The sequence below is a fragment of the Sandarakinorhabdus sp. genome, from assembly GCF_040398665.1.
Taxonomy (GTDB): Bacteria; Pseudomonadota; Alphaproteobacteria; order Sphingomonadales; family Sphingomonadaceae; genus Sandarakinorhabdus.
The window spans coordinates 411,082-425,307 of the sequence record NZ_JBBATQ010000002.1; the positions used below are offsets into that span (position 1 = coordinate 411,082).

At 63.4% G+C, this 14,226-nt stretch carries 13 protein-coding genes; 7 read left to right on the forward strand and 6 right to left on the reverse strand.

Annotation, left to right across the window (positions count from 1 at the left end; translation table 11 throughout):
* Window positions 1-10: 10 nt before the first annotated feature.
* Complete coding sequence (locus ABWP22_RS04800; RefSeq protein ID WP_353198882.1) at window positions 11-694, reverse strand: isochorismatase family protein; 684 nt, start codon at window positions 692-694, stop codon at window positions 11-13.
* 86 nt (window positions 695-780) lie between these two features.
* On the opposite strand from ABWP22_RS04800, the gene ABWP22_RS04805 reads away from it, so the two are divergent.
* The 7 genes from ABWP22_RS04805 to ABWP22_RS04835 are packed head-to-tail and all read left to right on the forward strand — an operon-like array spanning window position 781 to window position 7,193.
* A complete protein-coding gene (locus tag ABWP22_RS04805; RefSeq protein WP_353198804.1) occupies window positions 781-2,136 on the forward strand; it encodes an alpha/beta hydrolase in 1,356 nt (451 codons plus the stop codon).
* Complete coding sequence (locus ABWP22_RS04810; RefSeq protein WP_353198805.1) at window positions 2,123-2,605, forward strand: DUF3598 domain-containing protein; 483 nt, start codon at window positions 2,123-2,125, stop codon at window positions 2,603-2,605. The genes ABWP22_RS04805 and ABWP22_RS04810 overlap by 14 nt, the downstream gene beginning before the upstream one ends.
* Window positions 2,605-3,975: a 3-isopropylmalate dehydratase large subunit gene (locus ABWP22_RS04815; protein WP_353198806.1), complete on the forward strand. Its 1,371-nt coding sequence runs from the start codon at window positions 2,605-2,607 to the stop codon at window positions 3,973-3,975. The genes ABWP22_RS04810 and ABWP22_RS04815 overlap by 1 nt, the downstream gene beginning before the upstream one ends.
* Window positions 3,972-4,556: a 3-isopropylmalate dehydratase small subunit gene (gene leuD, locus ABWP22_RS04820; protein ID WP_353198807.1), complete on the forward strand. Its 585-nt coding sequence runs from the start codon at window positions 3,972-3,974 to the stop codon at window positions 4,554-4,556. The genes ABWP22_RS04815 and leuD overlap by 4 nt, the downstream gene beginning before the upstream one ends.
* Window positions 4,553-5,464, forward strand: a complete 912-nt coding sequence (locus ABWP22_RS04825) for a hydroxymethylglutaryl-CoA lyase (RefSeq protein WP_353198883.1) — start codon at window positions 4,553-4,555, stop codon at window positions 5,462-5,464. The genes leuD and ABWP22_RS04825 overlap by 4 nt, the downstream gene beginning before the upstream one ends.
* Window positions 5,461-6,642, forward strand: coding sequence for a CaiB/BaiF CoA transferase family protein (locus ABWP22_RS04830; protein WP_353198808.1), 1,182 nt, complete (start codon window positions 5,461-5,463; stop codon window positions 6,640-6,642). The genes ABWP22_RS04825 and ABWP22_RS04830 overlap by 4 nt, the downstream gene beginning before the upstream one ends.
* Window positions 6,639-7,193, forward strand: a complete 555-nt coding sequence (locus tag ABWP22_RS04835) for a VOC family protein (protein WP_353198809.1) — start codon at window positions 6,639-6,641, stop codon at window positions 7,191-7,193. The genes ABWP22_RS04830 and ABWP22_RS04835 overlap by 4 nt, the downstream gene beginning before the upstream one ends.
* 190 nt (window positions 7,194-7,383) lie before the next feature.
* Here ABWP22_RS04835 and ABWP22_RS04840 read toward each other — a convergent pair whose 3' ends face one another.
* The 5 genes from ABWP22_RS04840 to ABWP22_RS04860 form a co-directional block, all read right to left on the reverse strand.
* Window positions 7,384-7,755: a hypothetical protein gene (locus tag ABWP22_RS04840; protein ID WP_353198810.1), complete on the reverse strand. Its 372-nt coding sequence runs from the start codon at window positions 7,753-7,755 to the stop codon at window positions 7,384-7,386.
* Window positions 7,752-8,963, reverse strand: a complete 1,212-nt coding sequence (locus ABWP22_RS04845) for a class I SAM-dependent methyltransferase (protein WP_353198811.1) — start codon at window positions 8,961-8,963, stop codon at window positions 7,752-7,754. Before ABWP22_RS04845 ends, ABWP22_RS04840 begins: the two co-directional genes overlap by 4 nt.
* Before the next feature lie 283 nt (window positions 8,964-9,246).
* Window positions 9,247-10,488, reverse strand: a complete 1,242-nt coding sequence (locus ABWP22_RS04850) for an MFS transporter (RefSeq protein ID WP_353198812.1) — start codon at window positions 10,486-10,488, stop codon at window positions 9,247-9,249.
* A gap of 115 nt (window positions 10,489-10,603) precedes the next feature.
* On the reverse strand, window positions 10,604-12,952 hold the full coding sequence (locus ABWP22_RS04855) for a TonB-dependent receptor (RefSeq protein ID WP_353198813.1): 2,349 nt from the start codon (window positions 12,950-12,952) through the stop codon (window positions 10,604-10,606).
* Between the two features lie 171 nt (window positions 12,953-13,123).
* Window positions 13,124-14,209 carry a Gfo/Idh/MocA family protein gene (locus tag ABWP22_RS04860; protein WP_353198814.1) on the reverse strand — a complete coding sequence of 362 codons (1,086 nt, stop codon included), beginning with the start codon at window positions 14,207-14,209 and terminating at the stop codon, window positions 13,124-13,126.
* Window positions 14,210-14,226: the final 17 nt, after the last annotated feature.

A 14,226-nucleotide genomic window follows, 5' to 3' on the forward strand; every position in this document is an offset into this window, starting at 1 on the left:
GCCAATCTCCTCACGGCCTTGCCTCCAGCCAGTCGATGACCACCTGCACCGGCTCCACATCGGCATATTTCAGCTGCAGGTCGGTCAGATTGGCAAAATGATAGCTCTCATGCTTGTCGGCGCAGGTCTCGATCGGCACGATGGTTCGATAACCGTGGGACAGGGCGTCCACCGCAGTGGCCCGTACGCATCCCGATGTGGAGCCGCCGGTGATCACAACCGTATCCACCTTGTGCCAGACAAGATAACTGGCCAACTGCGTCTCAAAAAAGGCACTGGGCATGCGCTTGGTGTACTGCAGATCGTCCGGGCCAATGATCACGCGCGGATCGTACGCATGGCGTTCGCTCTCATATTTGATGTTCTGCAAGCTGTCGGGCGTGTTGGTGCGCGTTCCCCATATGCCGGCATCCCCGGCATCCGCCTTGTATGCAACGCGCGTCCATACGACCGGCATGTCTTTGGCGCGGGCCAATGCGCTGATTTTATTGACATGGTCGATCTGGCGCGGGTCGGTCTCGTAGGCGGTCGCAAAAGCTTCGACGTCGGTGTAGGCGCGCTGGAAATCAACATTGATGACAGCGATCTTGCTGCCGAAACCGAACTTCCGACGCGCTGGGTTGGCCATCACTTCGTCGAAGATCTGGCGCGCGGTGCGTCCATCGCTCACCATGTATGTGCCCTTGAGCACCATCCCGTTCCTCCCGAATCCCCAAGCTTGCAGCTTGGCCAAGAAGAAAAAGCTTGTCGAGGGTAATTTGTCCGGACAAATTACCCTTCATGATTTCCCGTCACTTCATCGACGTGCCCAATCCGGACGGCAGCTTGCGCCGCGTCCATTACCGTCGCTGCGGCGCGGGTCAGCCTTTGCTGATGGTCCACCAGTCGCCGCGCTCATCGGCCGAATATGACGCCCTGATGCGGTTATGGGGCCAGCATTTCACCTGCATCGCGCCCGACACACCGGGTTTCGGTCAGTCGGAACCCCTGCCTGGCAACCCGGATATCGCCGATTTCGCTGCTGGCCTGATTGCGCTGATGGACGCACTGGGCCTCGATCGCTGCCCGGCATACGGGTTCCATAGCGGTGGCATCATCCTGATGACCGCCATGAAGCATTATCCCCAGCGCTTCACCGGCATGGCGGTGGGCGGCTATGCGATCTGGACGGAACAGGAAATGGCGATCTTCAGCGCCTCCTATCTGCCAGCATTCCAGCCAAGCGCTTATGGCGAACATCTCACCTGGCTTTGGAATCGCATGCTGGAGCAGAGCTGGTTCTTCCCCTGGTTCGACCTGCGCCCCGAAGCCCGTCTGCCGAATGCCCATGCCGACGTCTCCCGGATCGATCAGGCCGTTCGGGAAATGCTTGAATCGGGCGATCACTATCGCGCCGGCTATGGCGCCGTGCTACGCGCCCCGCGCGATATTCCGCTGGCCGATGCCAACGTGCCGCCTGTCCTCATCTCCGCCTATGCCGGCGATCCGCTGCAGGCCCATATCGATCGGCTTGGGGCCATGCCTGCCGGTTGGAAGGCCGAAAAGGTCGCGACCCAAGCCGATCACCACCGGATCAGTCTTGATTGGCTGCTGGCGCTTCCATCGGTGCCGGACGCTGTCTTGCGGGAAACAGATGACCAAGGTTTTGCAAGAGTATGCACCGAATATTTCACAGGTCTCGTCCATTGGCGGGGGCGTGCCGGTGACACCTGCATCATCCCTGCGCCGGGACGCGCCATAAGTCTGACCATGGGCGCCGGCATCGATCCCCCGGGCCATGGCCTTTCCGACGATTGGCAGGCCGGCAGCGACCGCGCGACATGGGATGCCGTGTTCGCAGAGGTGCAACGTCAGCGCGGTTTTGCCGATCTGGTCTTTGAACCCCCTCCGCCGGGCAATCCCGCCCTGCTCTACCCCGATCTCACGCCTGATCGCTTCGGCAGCCATCTTGCCCGTGCCTGGAGTGTCGTCCGCGCCGGTCGCTTGTTTGCGCCCTGGTACAGTGTCAACGCCATCCCCTTCGACCCCGCGGCCATCGCGCCGGCCGGGCTCGCCGCCGCTCACCTTGCCCTGCTGCAAGCCCGCAGCGCTTACGCCTTTCACACCGCTTATGGAGACAGAGATGGGAATCCGTGAAGACATGCCGCTGCTTGCCCGCCACGAAGGCGTTTGGGATGGCAGCTACATCTATTACAACGCGGCTGGCGCGAAGGTTGACGAGCACAGGAGCCGACTGTTCTGCCGCTTTCTCGCCGACGATGTGGAAATGCCATACCACCAGACCAACCATTACAGCTGGGCCGATGGCCGGACCGAGATCCGCGAGTTTCCCGGCCGCTATCACGACAAGCGGGTGTGGTGGGACAATGAGTTGATCAAGGGCAGCGCCTGGGAAGTGGGGCAGGATGATCATCGTCGATCGGTCATGCTGTTCTGGGAACGCACCGGCGATCCATCTCTCTATCTTTATGAAATGATACAGCTTTCCGACTGCGGCACCAAACGTTGCCGCACCTGGCACTGGATCAGGAACGGCCAGCTTGAAACCCGCACCGCCATCCAGGAAGAACTGGTGACGAAGGACTGGAAGAGCCTGGAACTCTGATGGCGACACTGGTGGAGAAGATCTGGAATGCGCACCGGGCGGCCACCACATCAAGCGGTGCCGACCTGATCGCCATTGATCGGATCTTCCTGCACGAGCGCACCGGCGCTGCCGCATTGAAATCGATGGCCGCCGCCAAGCGTCGGGTGCGCGATCCGGCGCGCGTGTTCGTCGGCGTGGATCACATCGTTGACACGCGCCCCGGCCGCTCCGATGCGACGCTGATGCCCGGCGGCCAGGGCTTCATCACCGAAACCCGAGAAGCCGCCCGCGCCGCCGGCCTGACCATCTTCGACGTGACAGACCGAGATCAAGGCATTGTCCATGTCATCTCTCCCGAACTCGGCATCGTGCTGCCAGGCTGCACGCTGGTCGCGCCCGACAGTCACACCTGCACGCAGGGTGCATTCGGCTCGTTGGCGTGGGGCATCGGCAGCAGCGAGGCCGAACATGCGATGGTGACCGGCATGTTGCGCCTTTCGCGCCCCAAGACCATGCGCATCCGTCTCGATGGTCGTCTGTCAGCGGGCGTCACTGCCAAGGATCTCGCGCTCGCCCTGCTGGCTCGATTCGGCGCCGGCGGCGGCGGCGGCCACGCGGTGGAATATGCTGGCAGCGCGGTCGCCGCGCTGGACTTGGAAGCACGGATGACCCTGTGCAATATGGCCACGGAGTTCGCGGCGTTCACCGGGATCATCGCGCCTGACGAGGCCGCTTTCGCCGCGCTTGCCGGCCGCCGCTATGCTCCACAGGCCTTTGATTCTCCTTATTGGCAATCGCTGTGCAGCGACCCCGATGCCATTTTCGACGTCGAGCTGTCGCACGATGCCAGCAGCGCCGCCCCGATGGTGAGTTGGGGCACCAGCCCCGAACACAGCATCGCCGTCACGGCCAATGTGCCCCAAGGCCCTGCGCGCGCGCATGAGTATATCGGCCTCGCCCCCGGAACACCCATTGCCGGCACGCCGATCGATGTTGCCTTCATCGGCAGTTGCACCAACAGCCGGCTTTCCGATCTGCGCCGCGCCGCCACCCTGTTGCAGGGCCGTCATATCGCGCCCGGAATCAAGCGAGCGCTGGTCGTTCCGGGCAGCAGCGCCGTAAAGCGCGCGGCCGAGGCCGAAGGCCTGCACCACATCTTTGCCGCCGCCGGCTTTGAATGGCGCGAAAGTGGCTGTTCGCTTTGCTTCTATGCCGGCGGCGAGGGCTTTTCACCTGGCAGTCGCACCATCAGCAGCACCAACCGAAATTTCGAAGGCCGCCAGGGCCCCGGTATTCGCACCCACATCGCCAGCCCGGAAACCGTCGCCGCCAGTGCAATTGCCGGTGTCATCGCCGATCCCAGAAATATTGCGGGCGCATTGACATGACGCCCTTCACGACGCTCACGTCGATCGCCATCCCGCTGCTCCGGGACAATGTCGACACGGATACGATCATCCCCAGCCGGGAAATGCGCTCGACGGGGCGCACAGGGCTGGCTGCTGGTCTGTTCGCGCCATGGCGCTACCTTGACGTGGATTCCAGGCTGCCCGATCCCGACTTCCCGATCAACGATCCCCGCGCTGCCGGGGCACAGATCCTGCTCGGCGGCGACAATTTCGGCTGTGGATCAAGCCGCGAACATGCGGTTTGGGCGCTGGCCGAATGGGGCATCAGCGCCGTGATCGCTGCCAGCTTTGCTCCGATCTTCAAGGCCAATTGCCTGCGCAACGGGCTGCTGCCCATCGAATTTCCACCTGCCGCCTTCGCCTGGCACGAACTGAGCATTGATCTTGCCGCGCAAACCGTCAACGGCCACCACTTCGCCATCGACCCCGAAGCCAAGACCATGTTGTTGGAAGGGCTGGACGTGATTGCGCTCACCCTGCAATCGCATGCCGTGATCGACGCCTGGGAGGCGGCTGACCGCAAGGCGCGGCCGTGGATCTATCTGGAACCGCACGCATGATACTCGTATCCGAAGTCGGACCGCGCGACGGGCTGCAATCAATCCCCCGGATCATGCCGCTCGAAGCCAAGAAGGCCTGGATCGCCGCCGAGGCCGCTGCCGGTGTGAAGGAGATCGAGGTCGGCAGCTTCGTGCCCCCCGCCCTGCTCCCCCAGATGGCCGACACGGAAGAACTGGTCGACTTCGCGCGCACAATTCCCGGCCTCAACGTGGTTGCGCTGGTGCCAAACGCCAAGGGCGCGGCACGGGCGGTGGCAGCCGGTGTACACGGCATGTCCATCCCCTTCTCGATGAGCGAGACGCACAGCTTGAAAAATGTCCGCAAGTCCCACGCGCAAATGCTTGTGGAGATTGCCGAAGTTGCGAAGCTGGCAAAGACGGCAGCCGTGCATTTCTCCGTCGGCCTCTCCACCGCTTTTGGCTGCACGATGGAGGGCGCGGTGCCGGAACGCACGGTCGTGCGCCTGGCCGTTGCCGCCGCCGAAGCCGGTGCCATGGAATTGAGTCTGTCGGACACGACCGGCTATGCAGATCCTGCCCAGGTTAAGCGTATGATCCGCGCTGTCCGCGCAGCCGTCGGCGATAGGCTCACCACGCTGCACCTTCACAACACGCGCGGGCTCGGCCTCGCCAATGCGCTGGCCGGGCTCGACGCTGGCATCACCACCCTCGATGCCTCGCTTGGCGGCCTGGGCGGTTGCCCGTTTGCGCCGGGGGCGTCAGGCAATCTTGTGACCGAGGATCTGGTGCTGATGCTCAACAGCATGGGGCTGGAAACCGGCATAGACCTCGAGAAACTGCTCGCCGTGCGCGCCATCCTCGCCGCGGCACTGCCCGGTGAGCTGCTATATGGCTTCACACCGGATGCCGGCCCTATGCTGGATTATCGGGAGCGCCTTGCCAGATGACCGCGCCCACACCTCTTCTTGGTCTGAAGATCATCGAATTCACCCATATGGTGATGGGTCCTGCCGTCGGGCATATCCTGGCAGGCCTGGGCGCGGAGGTGGTACGGGTGGAGCCGGTGGGCGGGGACCAGACGCGGCGGCTGCTGGGTTCGGGTGCCGGCTATTATCCAATGTACAATCGCGGAAAACGCTCCATTTGCCTTGATCTGAAATCCGAAGCCGGGCTGGCGGTGGCGAAAGACCTGATCGGGCAAGCAGATGTCCTGGTGGAGAACTTCCGCCCCGGTGCACTTGATCGGCTGGGCCTGGGCTATACGGCGATGGCGGCAAGCAATCCGGGTCTGATCTATTGCAGTGAGAAGGGCTTTCTGCCCGGCCCCTATGAGCAGCGTACCGCCCTGGACGAGGTCGCGCAGATGATGGGCGGGCTGGCCTACATGACCGGGCCGCCGGGCAAGCCTCTACGCGCCGGCGCCAGCGTGATCGATGTGACTGGCGGCATGTTCGGGGTGATCGGCATCCTTTCGGCCCTGCACGAGCGTGGCCAGACCGGGCGTGGCCAGAAGATCGTCGCCAGTCTGTTTGAAACGACCGCATATCTGGTGGGCCAGCATATGGCGCAGTTTGCCGTGACCGGGAAACCAGCCGCCCCGATGCCCGCGCGCGTCTCGGCCTGGGCGATATACGATGTGTTCGAAACGAAAGACGAGCCTTTGTTCATCGGGGTGGTGACCGACGCACTTTGGGAGAAATTCTGTCATCTGTTCGGAATGGACGCGCTTTGGGCGGATAAGGCGCTCCGAACGAACAACCAGCGGGTGTTGGCGCGGGACCATATCCTGCCGCCCATCCGCGCGCTGATTGCCGGCATGACCCGGGCCGAGGTGGTGGCGAAACTGGACGGCACGGGCATGCCTTTCGCCCCCATCGGCAAGCCTGAAGAATTGTTTGATGATCCCCATCTCAATCAGGGCGGTCTGGAACCGGTCACGCTCGACGACGGCCGCAAGACGATGCTGCCGACCATCCCGCTCGAGATGGCCGGCGGCCGGCCAGGCGCGCCGCAGCACTTGCCCAAACCCGGCGAACATAGCCGCGATGTGCTGACCGCGCTGGGCTATGGCGCAGAAAGGATCGCCGCATTGCTCGCCAGCGGCGCAGTGGAGGAACCTCGATGAAGCCGCTGATCATTGCGCTTGGCCTGCTGGCCAGCGCCGCCGCCGCGCAGACCGCGCCAGGCGTGGACAAGCCGAAAGAGCGCCTGCCCACCGATGTGCGCCGTGCCACCATCATCGTGCGCGACATGGAAGCCAGCCTGAAACTGTATCGCGACGTCGTGGGGATGCAGGTGAATTACGACACGGTGGTGGAAACCAGCGGGGTTGCCCTACCCGCGGGCCCGCCGGGTGCCAAGGCGCGGTTGGTGCTGCTGAACTCGAATGACCCGTGGGTGGGCTGGATTGGCCTGATGCAGTGGGTGAAGCCGGCGATAAAGGCCAAGCCCTACCCAAAGCGGATGGGGCCGGGCGGCGTCGTGCTGGTCATGAACACCGATGATGTGGCCGGGCGGTGCAAGGCCGCCAAATCGGTGCCCGGCGTTCATTTCACCTCCGAACCGCGTCTGCAGATATATCCAGGCCGCAACGGCGGGCCGGAAATCCGCGTGATGGGTTGCAATTTCTTCGATCCGGATGGCGTGCTGGTGGAGATAAACCAGATCTTGAAGTGATCAGGACGATTTCACCCCTCCCGAAAGGCAGATGCCTGAGACGGTGATCCAATGGAAACCGGCGATCATCCTTGCCGATCCGATCGCGCGGGCAAGCGCAGCGTCCGCGGCCGGCTTCGGCCCGTGGGCGAGGCAGCGGCCGCATCATGATGTCCATGCGATCTCCCCGGGGAGACGCACGATCCTGCGGCTATTCCTTCGACAATTTCTCAACCCAATCCATGATCGGCGGATCAGGATTGGCCATGGCCTCCACCTCTTGCTGGAAGCCACGCATCACCCGGGTGATAAAAGCGCGTGTCGCTTCGCCCCGCTCCTCGCCGGCGGCGGCATCAGGCACGTAGCTCTCGATATCGTTGCGGTTGAAGCCACCCTTGGCTTCCAGCAAGCGCTCCACCGTGTCGAGCCGCTCACGCAGCACACTCACTTCGGCAGCAAGCGCCATGGCGAGGCTGAGCAGCCGGTCAATCGCCGGGTCCTCGAAATAATCCGGGCGGCGGCCCTTGGCTTTGGTGCCGGCGCGAGCGATCCAGTCAACGCTTTCAGCGTCCCTGGCAGTCACGCTGCCATCTCCTGCGCCGCAGTCTTCCACGCGCCATAGGCGTTCCACACTGCGGCTCGGCCATAATCTTCCTGCGCTTCGGTCTCTGCGGCCGGAAAGATCGAACGATCCACGACCGCGCGCACGCCCACCACAAACTGGCTATCCTTGGCGAAACCAGCGCGGGCCATCACGTCCTTCAGGTCCTGGCCGTGCATGGCGCTCCAGAACGGCTCGTTGTTGTTGAAGGCATCCCAGTCCCGCATGAATTGCTCGAACAGCGGCATGGCAGCGCTATACTGGGGCTGTTCGATGTGGAGGATCAGCCCGCCGGGCTTCAGCACGCGATGGCATTCGGCCAGCAACCTCGGCATCGCTTGCGCCGACAATTCGTGCAGGAACATCGTCGTCTGCACCCAATCGAAGTGATTGTCCGGATAGCGCGACAGATCCTCGCCGTTGGCTTGGACGAACTTGATGTTCCTCGCCCCCATTCCAGCCGCCCGCGCCGCCCCATAGCGCAGTGAAGCACCCGCCGTATCAATGGCAATCACATCGGCATCCGGGTAAGCCAGCGCAATTGGCACGGCGTTGTGCCCGACGGTGCATCCGATATCGAGGATGCGTTTGGGATGCCAATCCGGCCGCGCCTTCCTTGCCCAGGACACCACAGCCTGTCCGCCGCCATCGTTCAGGCCACCCAATGCGCCGCCAGTGGTCGCGAAAATGCCGACATCATAATTGGCCCCGGCCGATACATCGCCTGGCCGCTCCTCGCCATGATAGCCGCCGGGCTGGCAGTGGATGTCCACGGCGGTCTGATAATCCGGCTGCCGGATGGCGGGATCAAGCTCCAGCATTCCGGAATGTTCGTTGAACTGGCGCGCCAACGCATCAAGCTCGTCAATCTGGCGCAGCACGGTCTGCCGGCCATTGTGCTGGCGCATCTCCATCGAATTGCGTTTCAATGCACTCCACATGCGGTGAAACTGGTCCTCGTTCATGGCATCGCGAATTTCGTAGCGATGCTCGGGATCGCGTCCATGCCTGGCCTGGAAATCAGGCAGAACCCGCGTGTCATAGGCCAGCCTGTTGCCTGGCCCCAGCACGCCCGACAAATAGCGGTTGAAGTGGGTGAGAAAGTTGAACCGCGCCGCTTCGTCATGCTTCGTGCGCGCCAGCATCGGATGGCGGGTGAGCGCAGTATAGGGCGGCGGCAGATCACTCATCGCAGGGCAGCTCCGGATTGGTTGTCCGGACAAATGGGCCTTAAGGACGTCCCCAAGTCAAGCCTCAGGAAAGCGCGGTGTCGGCTTGAAGCGGTTTGCGCCGGTCACCTGTCTCGCTTGGCCAGCCTTGGGTTCGATGGCGAACGGACTGATGCCGCAGAGTGACCTGACCGCCTGATTGGCCGCGTTCAGAAAGAAGGGCCTTTGCTTTGACACGCTGTCCGCCAGCGACCCACCGCTTTGACCGCTTCGGCGCGGCGCGGGCCAGTGCCGCGGCGGCGGATCATTCGGCGGCGCGGATCTGTGGCTGCATGATCTGGATGAAGGCCAGCGCCGTGAGATAGGCGCAGGCGGCAATGGCAAACATCGGCCAATATCCGATGCCATTGCCCAGGCACCAGCCGGTCAGCTCGATGATGCCGGTGCCGGTCAGATTGCCGGCGATGCCGCCCATGGCCATCACGCTGCCCAGGCGTGCCACCGGCACCGTATCAGCCGCCAGCCCGAAGATGCTGGTGGAAAAGCCCTGGTGGGCAAACAGTGCCAGCCCGATCAGCAGGGCCGCAGCCGTTGCGGTGGGGGCTTGCAGCGCCAGCGGGATGGGCAGCACCATCAACGCGTAAAACAGCATCGAGATCTTGCGCGCCGCGTTCAACGACAGTCCGCGCTTGAGCAAGGCGGTGAACAGGAAGCCACAGCTGAAGGCGCCCAGCGCGGCCAGGGTGAAGATGATGGCATTGGGCCGGCCAACCTCACCCTGGGTCAGGCCATAGCTCTTGACCAGAAAGTCGGTGCTCCAGAACAGCACGAACCACCACACGCAATCGGTGAGGGCCTTGGCGCCGACAATCGTCCAGGTGCGTCGATCCTTGAACAGTTCGCGCCACGACACGTTCGCGACCGCGGCTTTTGCCGGCGCGGCCGGCGTCAGCCCGCGTGTGCCCCACCACCACAAGGCCAGCCAGACAAAGCCCAGCCCGCCGGTGAGCACGAAGGCCGCCTGCCAGCCAAAGGCCAGCGCCAACGGCGGGATCAGCAGCGGCGTGAGGATGGCACCGATGTTGGGCGCGGTGTTGACCAGGCCCAGGCCCAGGCTGCGCTGGCGCAGCGGCAGATAGGTGGCGGCGGCCTTGACCGCAGCCGGTGTGTTGACGCTTTCGGCCACGGCCAGCACGCTGCGCGCCACCACGAACTGGCTGACCGTGGCGGCGGCGGCATGGGCGATGCCCGCCAGGCTCCAGACCGAGACGGCCAGGCCATAGGCGAAGCGCACGCCAAAGCGATCGACGAACCAGCCCACCGCCAGCAGGGACACGGCGGCCGAAAGCTGGAACACGCTGCCCATGTGGGCGAAATCCTGATCGCTCCAGCCAAACTCGGCTTCCAGCGTCGGCTTGAGCAGGCTGAGCACCTGCCGATCGACATAGTTGAGCGCCGTGCCTGCAAACAGCAGGGCAATCAGCAGCCAGCGCACGCGGGCCTGCGCGGGATCGTCAACCTGATTACCGGCCGCCGCGTCCGTCATCACTGCTCCTGCAAGTTCAACGGTTCAGGCTGGCCCTGTGGCCAGCACAGGGCGCGCGGCCGCTTGCACGAAAGCAGCGCCGGGCTGGTGACTCTCACCAGCCCGGCGCTGGCCTTCAGAAGTTCACGCGGGCCTGCACACCGAAATAGCGATCGGCTTCACGCGGGATGATGTAGCGCACGCCGATCAGCTGGTTGCCGCCCAGCCCCGAGTTGGTGATCTGCGCCGGGAAGCTCTGATCGAACAGATTCTTGACCAGGAACGTCACGCGGAACTTGTCGTCCTTTTCGACAATGCCGAATTGCAGATCAACCAGGCTGTACGGCCGGATGAAGCTGAGATTGCGCAGTGCCGCGTTGGCGTCGAACAGGCTGAGCTGGCTCGACTGGGTCGACACGTTGCCGGCCAGGGTGAAATCGACCGGCAATTCGGTGCGATAGCGATAATCCAACCCGAAGCTGCCCTTCCAGCGCGGCGCAAAGCCCAGCGGCGTGCCCGACGGGATGATCGGTTGGCCCGGAATTTCCTTGAACTTGTCCACCTGCGCATCGGTGAAGGCGAGCCCGCCGACGATGTTCAGATCCTTGGCCGGGCGGAACAGGAAGTCCATTTCGATACCACGGGTCGACACGTCACCGGCGTTGGTGAAACGCGTCACCGGCACGCCGGACACGAGATCCGGGATATTGGCCTGGAAGTTCTTGTACTTGGCATAGAAGGCCGCAAGGTTGAGCACCAACCGGCCGCCGAACAGGCTGTTCTTCAAGCCAAGTTCGAAGGAGTCGGCGATTTCAGCGGCGATGGCATTGGTGCCGGTCGCGTTCAGATTGAAGAAGGTGTTGAACGCCGGGCCCTTGTAGCCGCGGGTGTAGGAACCATAGCCCATGACATCATCGCTGACGTCATATTGCAGGCCGATCTTGCCCGACAAGTTGGTGGCATCGGTGCTGGCCTGGAATGGCACGCGGTTGGTTGCGCCGGCATCACCGTTGATGGCGCCATTGTTCGACGTGGCAAACACACCAGAATCGAAATTGCGCTGGATGCCCGGCAGGCCCGCGATGTTCGGCGTTGCCACCCGGCTGTGGAAGATCGACAGATCATCCTTGGTGAAGCGCAGGCCGACAATGGCGCGCAGCGTTTCGTTGAAGGCGTAGGTGCCCTGGCCGAACAGCGCATAGTTGTCGAACGTCGAACCGAAGGTGGCGGTGCCGCTCACATTCTCGGCCGTTGCGCCGGGGCTGCCGCATGTCAGCAGCGTCGCCACCGGGGTTGGGGCATTGCCGCAACGGGTGACATTGCGGGTGAAGGTGCGCTCGGTTTCGGCGTGGCTGAAGAAGCCGCCGATCACATAGGTGAAGGCCTGATCGGCCGGCGAGGTCAGCCGCAGTTCCTGGCTGAAGGTCGTGCCGGTCTGCGGGCCGAAATCATGCAGCTGGGCTTGGCCGGCCAGCGGCGCATTGATCCAGTCGCCATCACGGATTTCCGTGTTGTTGTACTTGCGCCAGGCGGTGATGCTGGTCAGCGTGTGGCTACCCAGTTCCGCGTCGATCTGTGCCGAAAGGCCATAGCTTTCTTCCTCGGTGCGCGTGACGAGATTCTGCCGGATGGTGCGGGTGTTGTCGCCCTGGAAGTTGATGCCGTTCAACGCCAGCGCGGCCACACCGGCCGGCTGATCGCCGATCACTTCGGCGCAGCAATCGTCATTGGCGCGGCGCCAATCGCCGATCACGGTCAGCTTCACGGTGTCGGACACATCGGCTTCGATGATGCCGCGCAGGCCATAGCGGTCGTAACCATTGACCCGGCGGTTCACGCCCGGCGCATCGTTGAAGATATTGCCGTCATAATTGCCATAAAAGGCCGTCCAGCGGCTGCGGATGCCTTCGCCAAGCGGCAGATCGATGCTGCCACGCACACGATATTCCGTGCCGTTGCCAAAGAAGAAGCCGCCTTCGGCATAGCCGCCCAGCTTGTCGCCGGGACGCTTGGTGACGATGTTGACCACACCAGCGGACGCGTTCTTGCCGAACAGCGTGCCCTGCGGGCCGCGCAGCACTTCGATGCGCTCGATATCGACGAGGTCGGAGAAGGCTTCACCGGCGCGTGCCAGCACGACGCCATCGAGCACGGTGGAGATGGAAGGTTCGCCGGCCAGGCTGAACGTGGCGGTGCCAACGCCGCGGATATACAGCGACTGGTTGATGGTGGTGCCCGATTTGCGGAAGTTGAGGCTGGGCACGAGATACTGGGCGTTCTCCAGGTTCAGCACGGCCTGACGGCTGAGTTGATCGGCGCTCACCACCGAAACGGCGACGGGGATATCCTGCAACTTCTCACTGCGCTTTTGCGCGGTGACGACGATTTCGACCAGTTCGTCGGCGGCGGCGGCGGCCTGGGCGAAGGCCGGGGCGGCAGCAATGGCCATGATGGCAGCGGATGTCAGCAGGATGTAGCGGTTCATGTCACGTCCCCAATCTGTCCGGCCCATTTGCCGGAATAGGCCACCAATTATGTTCGGCAGGCGTTGGAATGCCAAAGGCAGGCTTTCTTTTGTTGCGTCAATGCAGGCTTGGGCCAGGCTTGCGCAGTTGCGGCCACACTGTGTCCGGGCGGTCACACTTCTGCAATTCTGTTACAGGCCCAGTTCGGCCATGGTGACGACGCGGCGCTCGCGCGCCGATATTTCGGCGGCCAGCCCCATGGCAACGGCGCGATAGCCATCGTTGGCCGTGACGATCACCGGCCCCTCCCCGCGCACGGCGGCAGCAAAATGGCGATGCTGGAAAAAGGTCGAGCCATGATGCTGTCCGGCGGCCAGCGCGTCCGGCGGGGTTTCCACATGCCAGCGTGACACCTGCTTGGGCTGCAGGAAGCCGACCCGCGGGCTGAACACCAGATCACCAGCGGGGATCAACACGTCCAGCCGCGCCTTGTCGCCCGTGGCCAGAATCTCTTCCTGCTGCTCGGCGCCGTCGGCAAACATGCACAGATCGAGCATGGCGCGCACGCCATTGGCGAAATCCACCACGGTATAGCTGTTGTCGATGATGTCGGGCGTGCGGCCGTCATAGCGCTCGTCGCGGTGATTCACATCCATGGCGCCCGAGCAATAGACGCGCACCGGTTCAGCCTGCACGACATGGCGCATCAGATCGAAAAAGTGGCAGCATTTTTCCACCATGGTGCCACCGGTGTTGACGGCAAAGCGGTTCCAGTCGCCCACCTTGACCAGAAACGGAAAGCGATGTTCGCGGATGGACAGCATCTGCAACTGGCCGACCTTGCCGGCGTGGATCTGCGCGACGAATTCGCTGACCGGCGGCATGAAGCGATATTCCATCGCCGTCCAGAAGGTCCGGTCATACCCCTTCACCGCCGTCGCCACGGCCCTGGCATCGTCCAGCGTGGTGGCCAAAGGCTTCTCGCACAGGATATGCAGGCCGGCGTCCATCAAGGGGCCGAGCACGTCCCGGTGGGTGAAGTTGGGGGAGACCACGACCACCGCATCGACCAGGCCGGACGCCGCCAGCGCCGCCGAGTCGGCAAAGCGCGCCACATCGTGCCCGATGGCCCGCTGCGCGCGATCGAGGCAGGCCGGCACCGGATCGGCAATCGCGGTGATGGTGCCGCCGCCCAACAATTTGATGTTGGCGATATGCTCCAGCGCCATCATGCCGGTACCCACCAGGCCCCAGCGGATCGTATCGGTGCTTCCCATCGGCCTTGTCCTCACGC

Coding starts and splice junctions, on each gene's coding strand:
- ABWP22_RS04800 (WP_353198882.1), bottom strand. CDS start 694: ATGGTGCTCAAGGGCACATACATGGTGAGCGATGGACGCACCGCGCGC.
- ABWP22_RS04805 (WP_353198804.1), top strand. CDS start 781: ATGATTTCCCGTCACTTCATCGACGTGCCCAATCCGGACGGCAGCTTG.
- ABWP22_RS04810 (WP_353198805.1), top strand. CDS start 2,123: ATGGGAATCCGTGAAGACATGCCGCTGCTTGCCCGCCACGAAGGCGTT.
- ABWP22_RS04815 (WP_353198806.1), top strand. CDS start 2,605: ATGGCGACACTGGTGGAGAAGATCTGGAATGCGCACCGGGCGGCCACC.
- leuD (WP_353198807.1), top strand. CDS start 3,972: ATGACGCCCTTCACGACGCTCACGTCGATCGCCATCCCGCTGCTCCGG.
- ABWP22_RS04825 (WP_353198883.1), top strand. CDS start 4,553: ATGATACTCGTATCCGAAGTCGGACCGCGCGACGGGCTGCAATCAATC.
- ABWP22_RS04830 (WP_353198808.1), top strand. CDS start 5,461: ATGACCGCGCCCACACCTCTTCTTGGTCTGAAGATCATCGAATTCACC.
- ABWP22_RS04835 (WP_353198809.1), top strand. CDS start 6,639: ATGAAGCCGCTGATCATTGCGCTTGGCCTGCTGGCCAGCGCCGCCGCC.
- ABWP22_RS04845 (WP_353198811.1), bottom strand. CDS start 8,963: ATGAGTGATCTGCCGCCGCCCTATACTGCGCTCACCCGCCATCCGATG.
- ABWP22_RS04850 (WP_353198812.1), bottom strand. CDS start 10,488: ATGACGGACGCGGCGGCCGGTAATCAGGTTGACGATCCCGCGCAGGCC.
- ABWP22_RS04855 (WP_353198813.1), bottom strand. CDS start 12,952: ATGAACCGCTACATCCTGCTGACATCCGCTGCCATCATGGCCATTGCT.
- ABWP22_RS04860 (WP_353198814.1), bottom strand. CDS start 14,209: ATGGGAAGCACCGATACGATCCGCTGGGGCCTGGTGGGTACCGGCATG.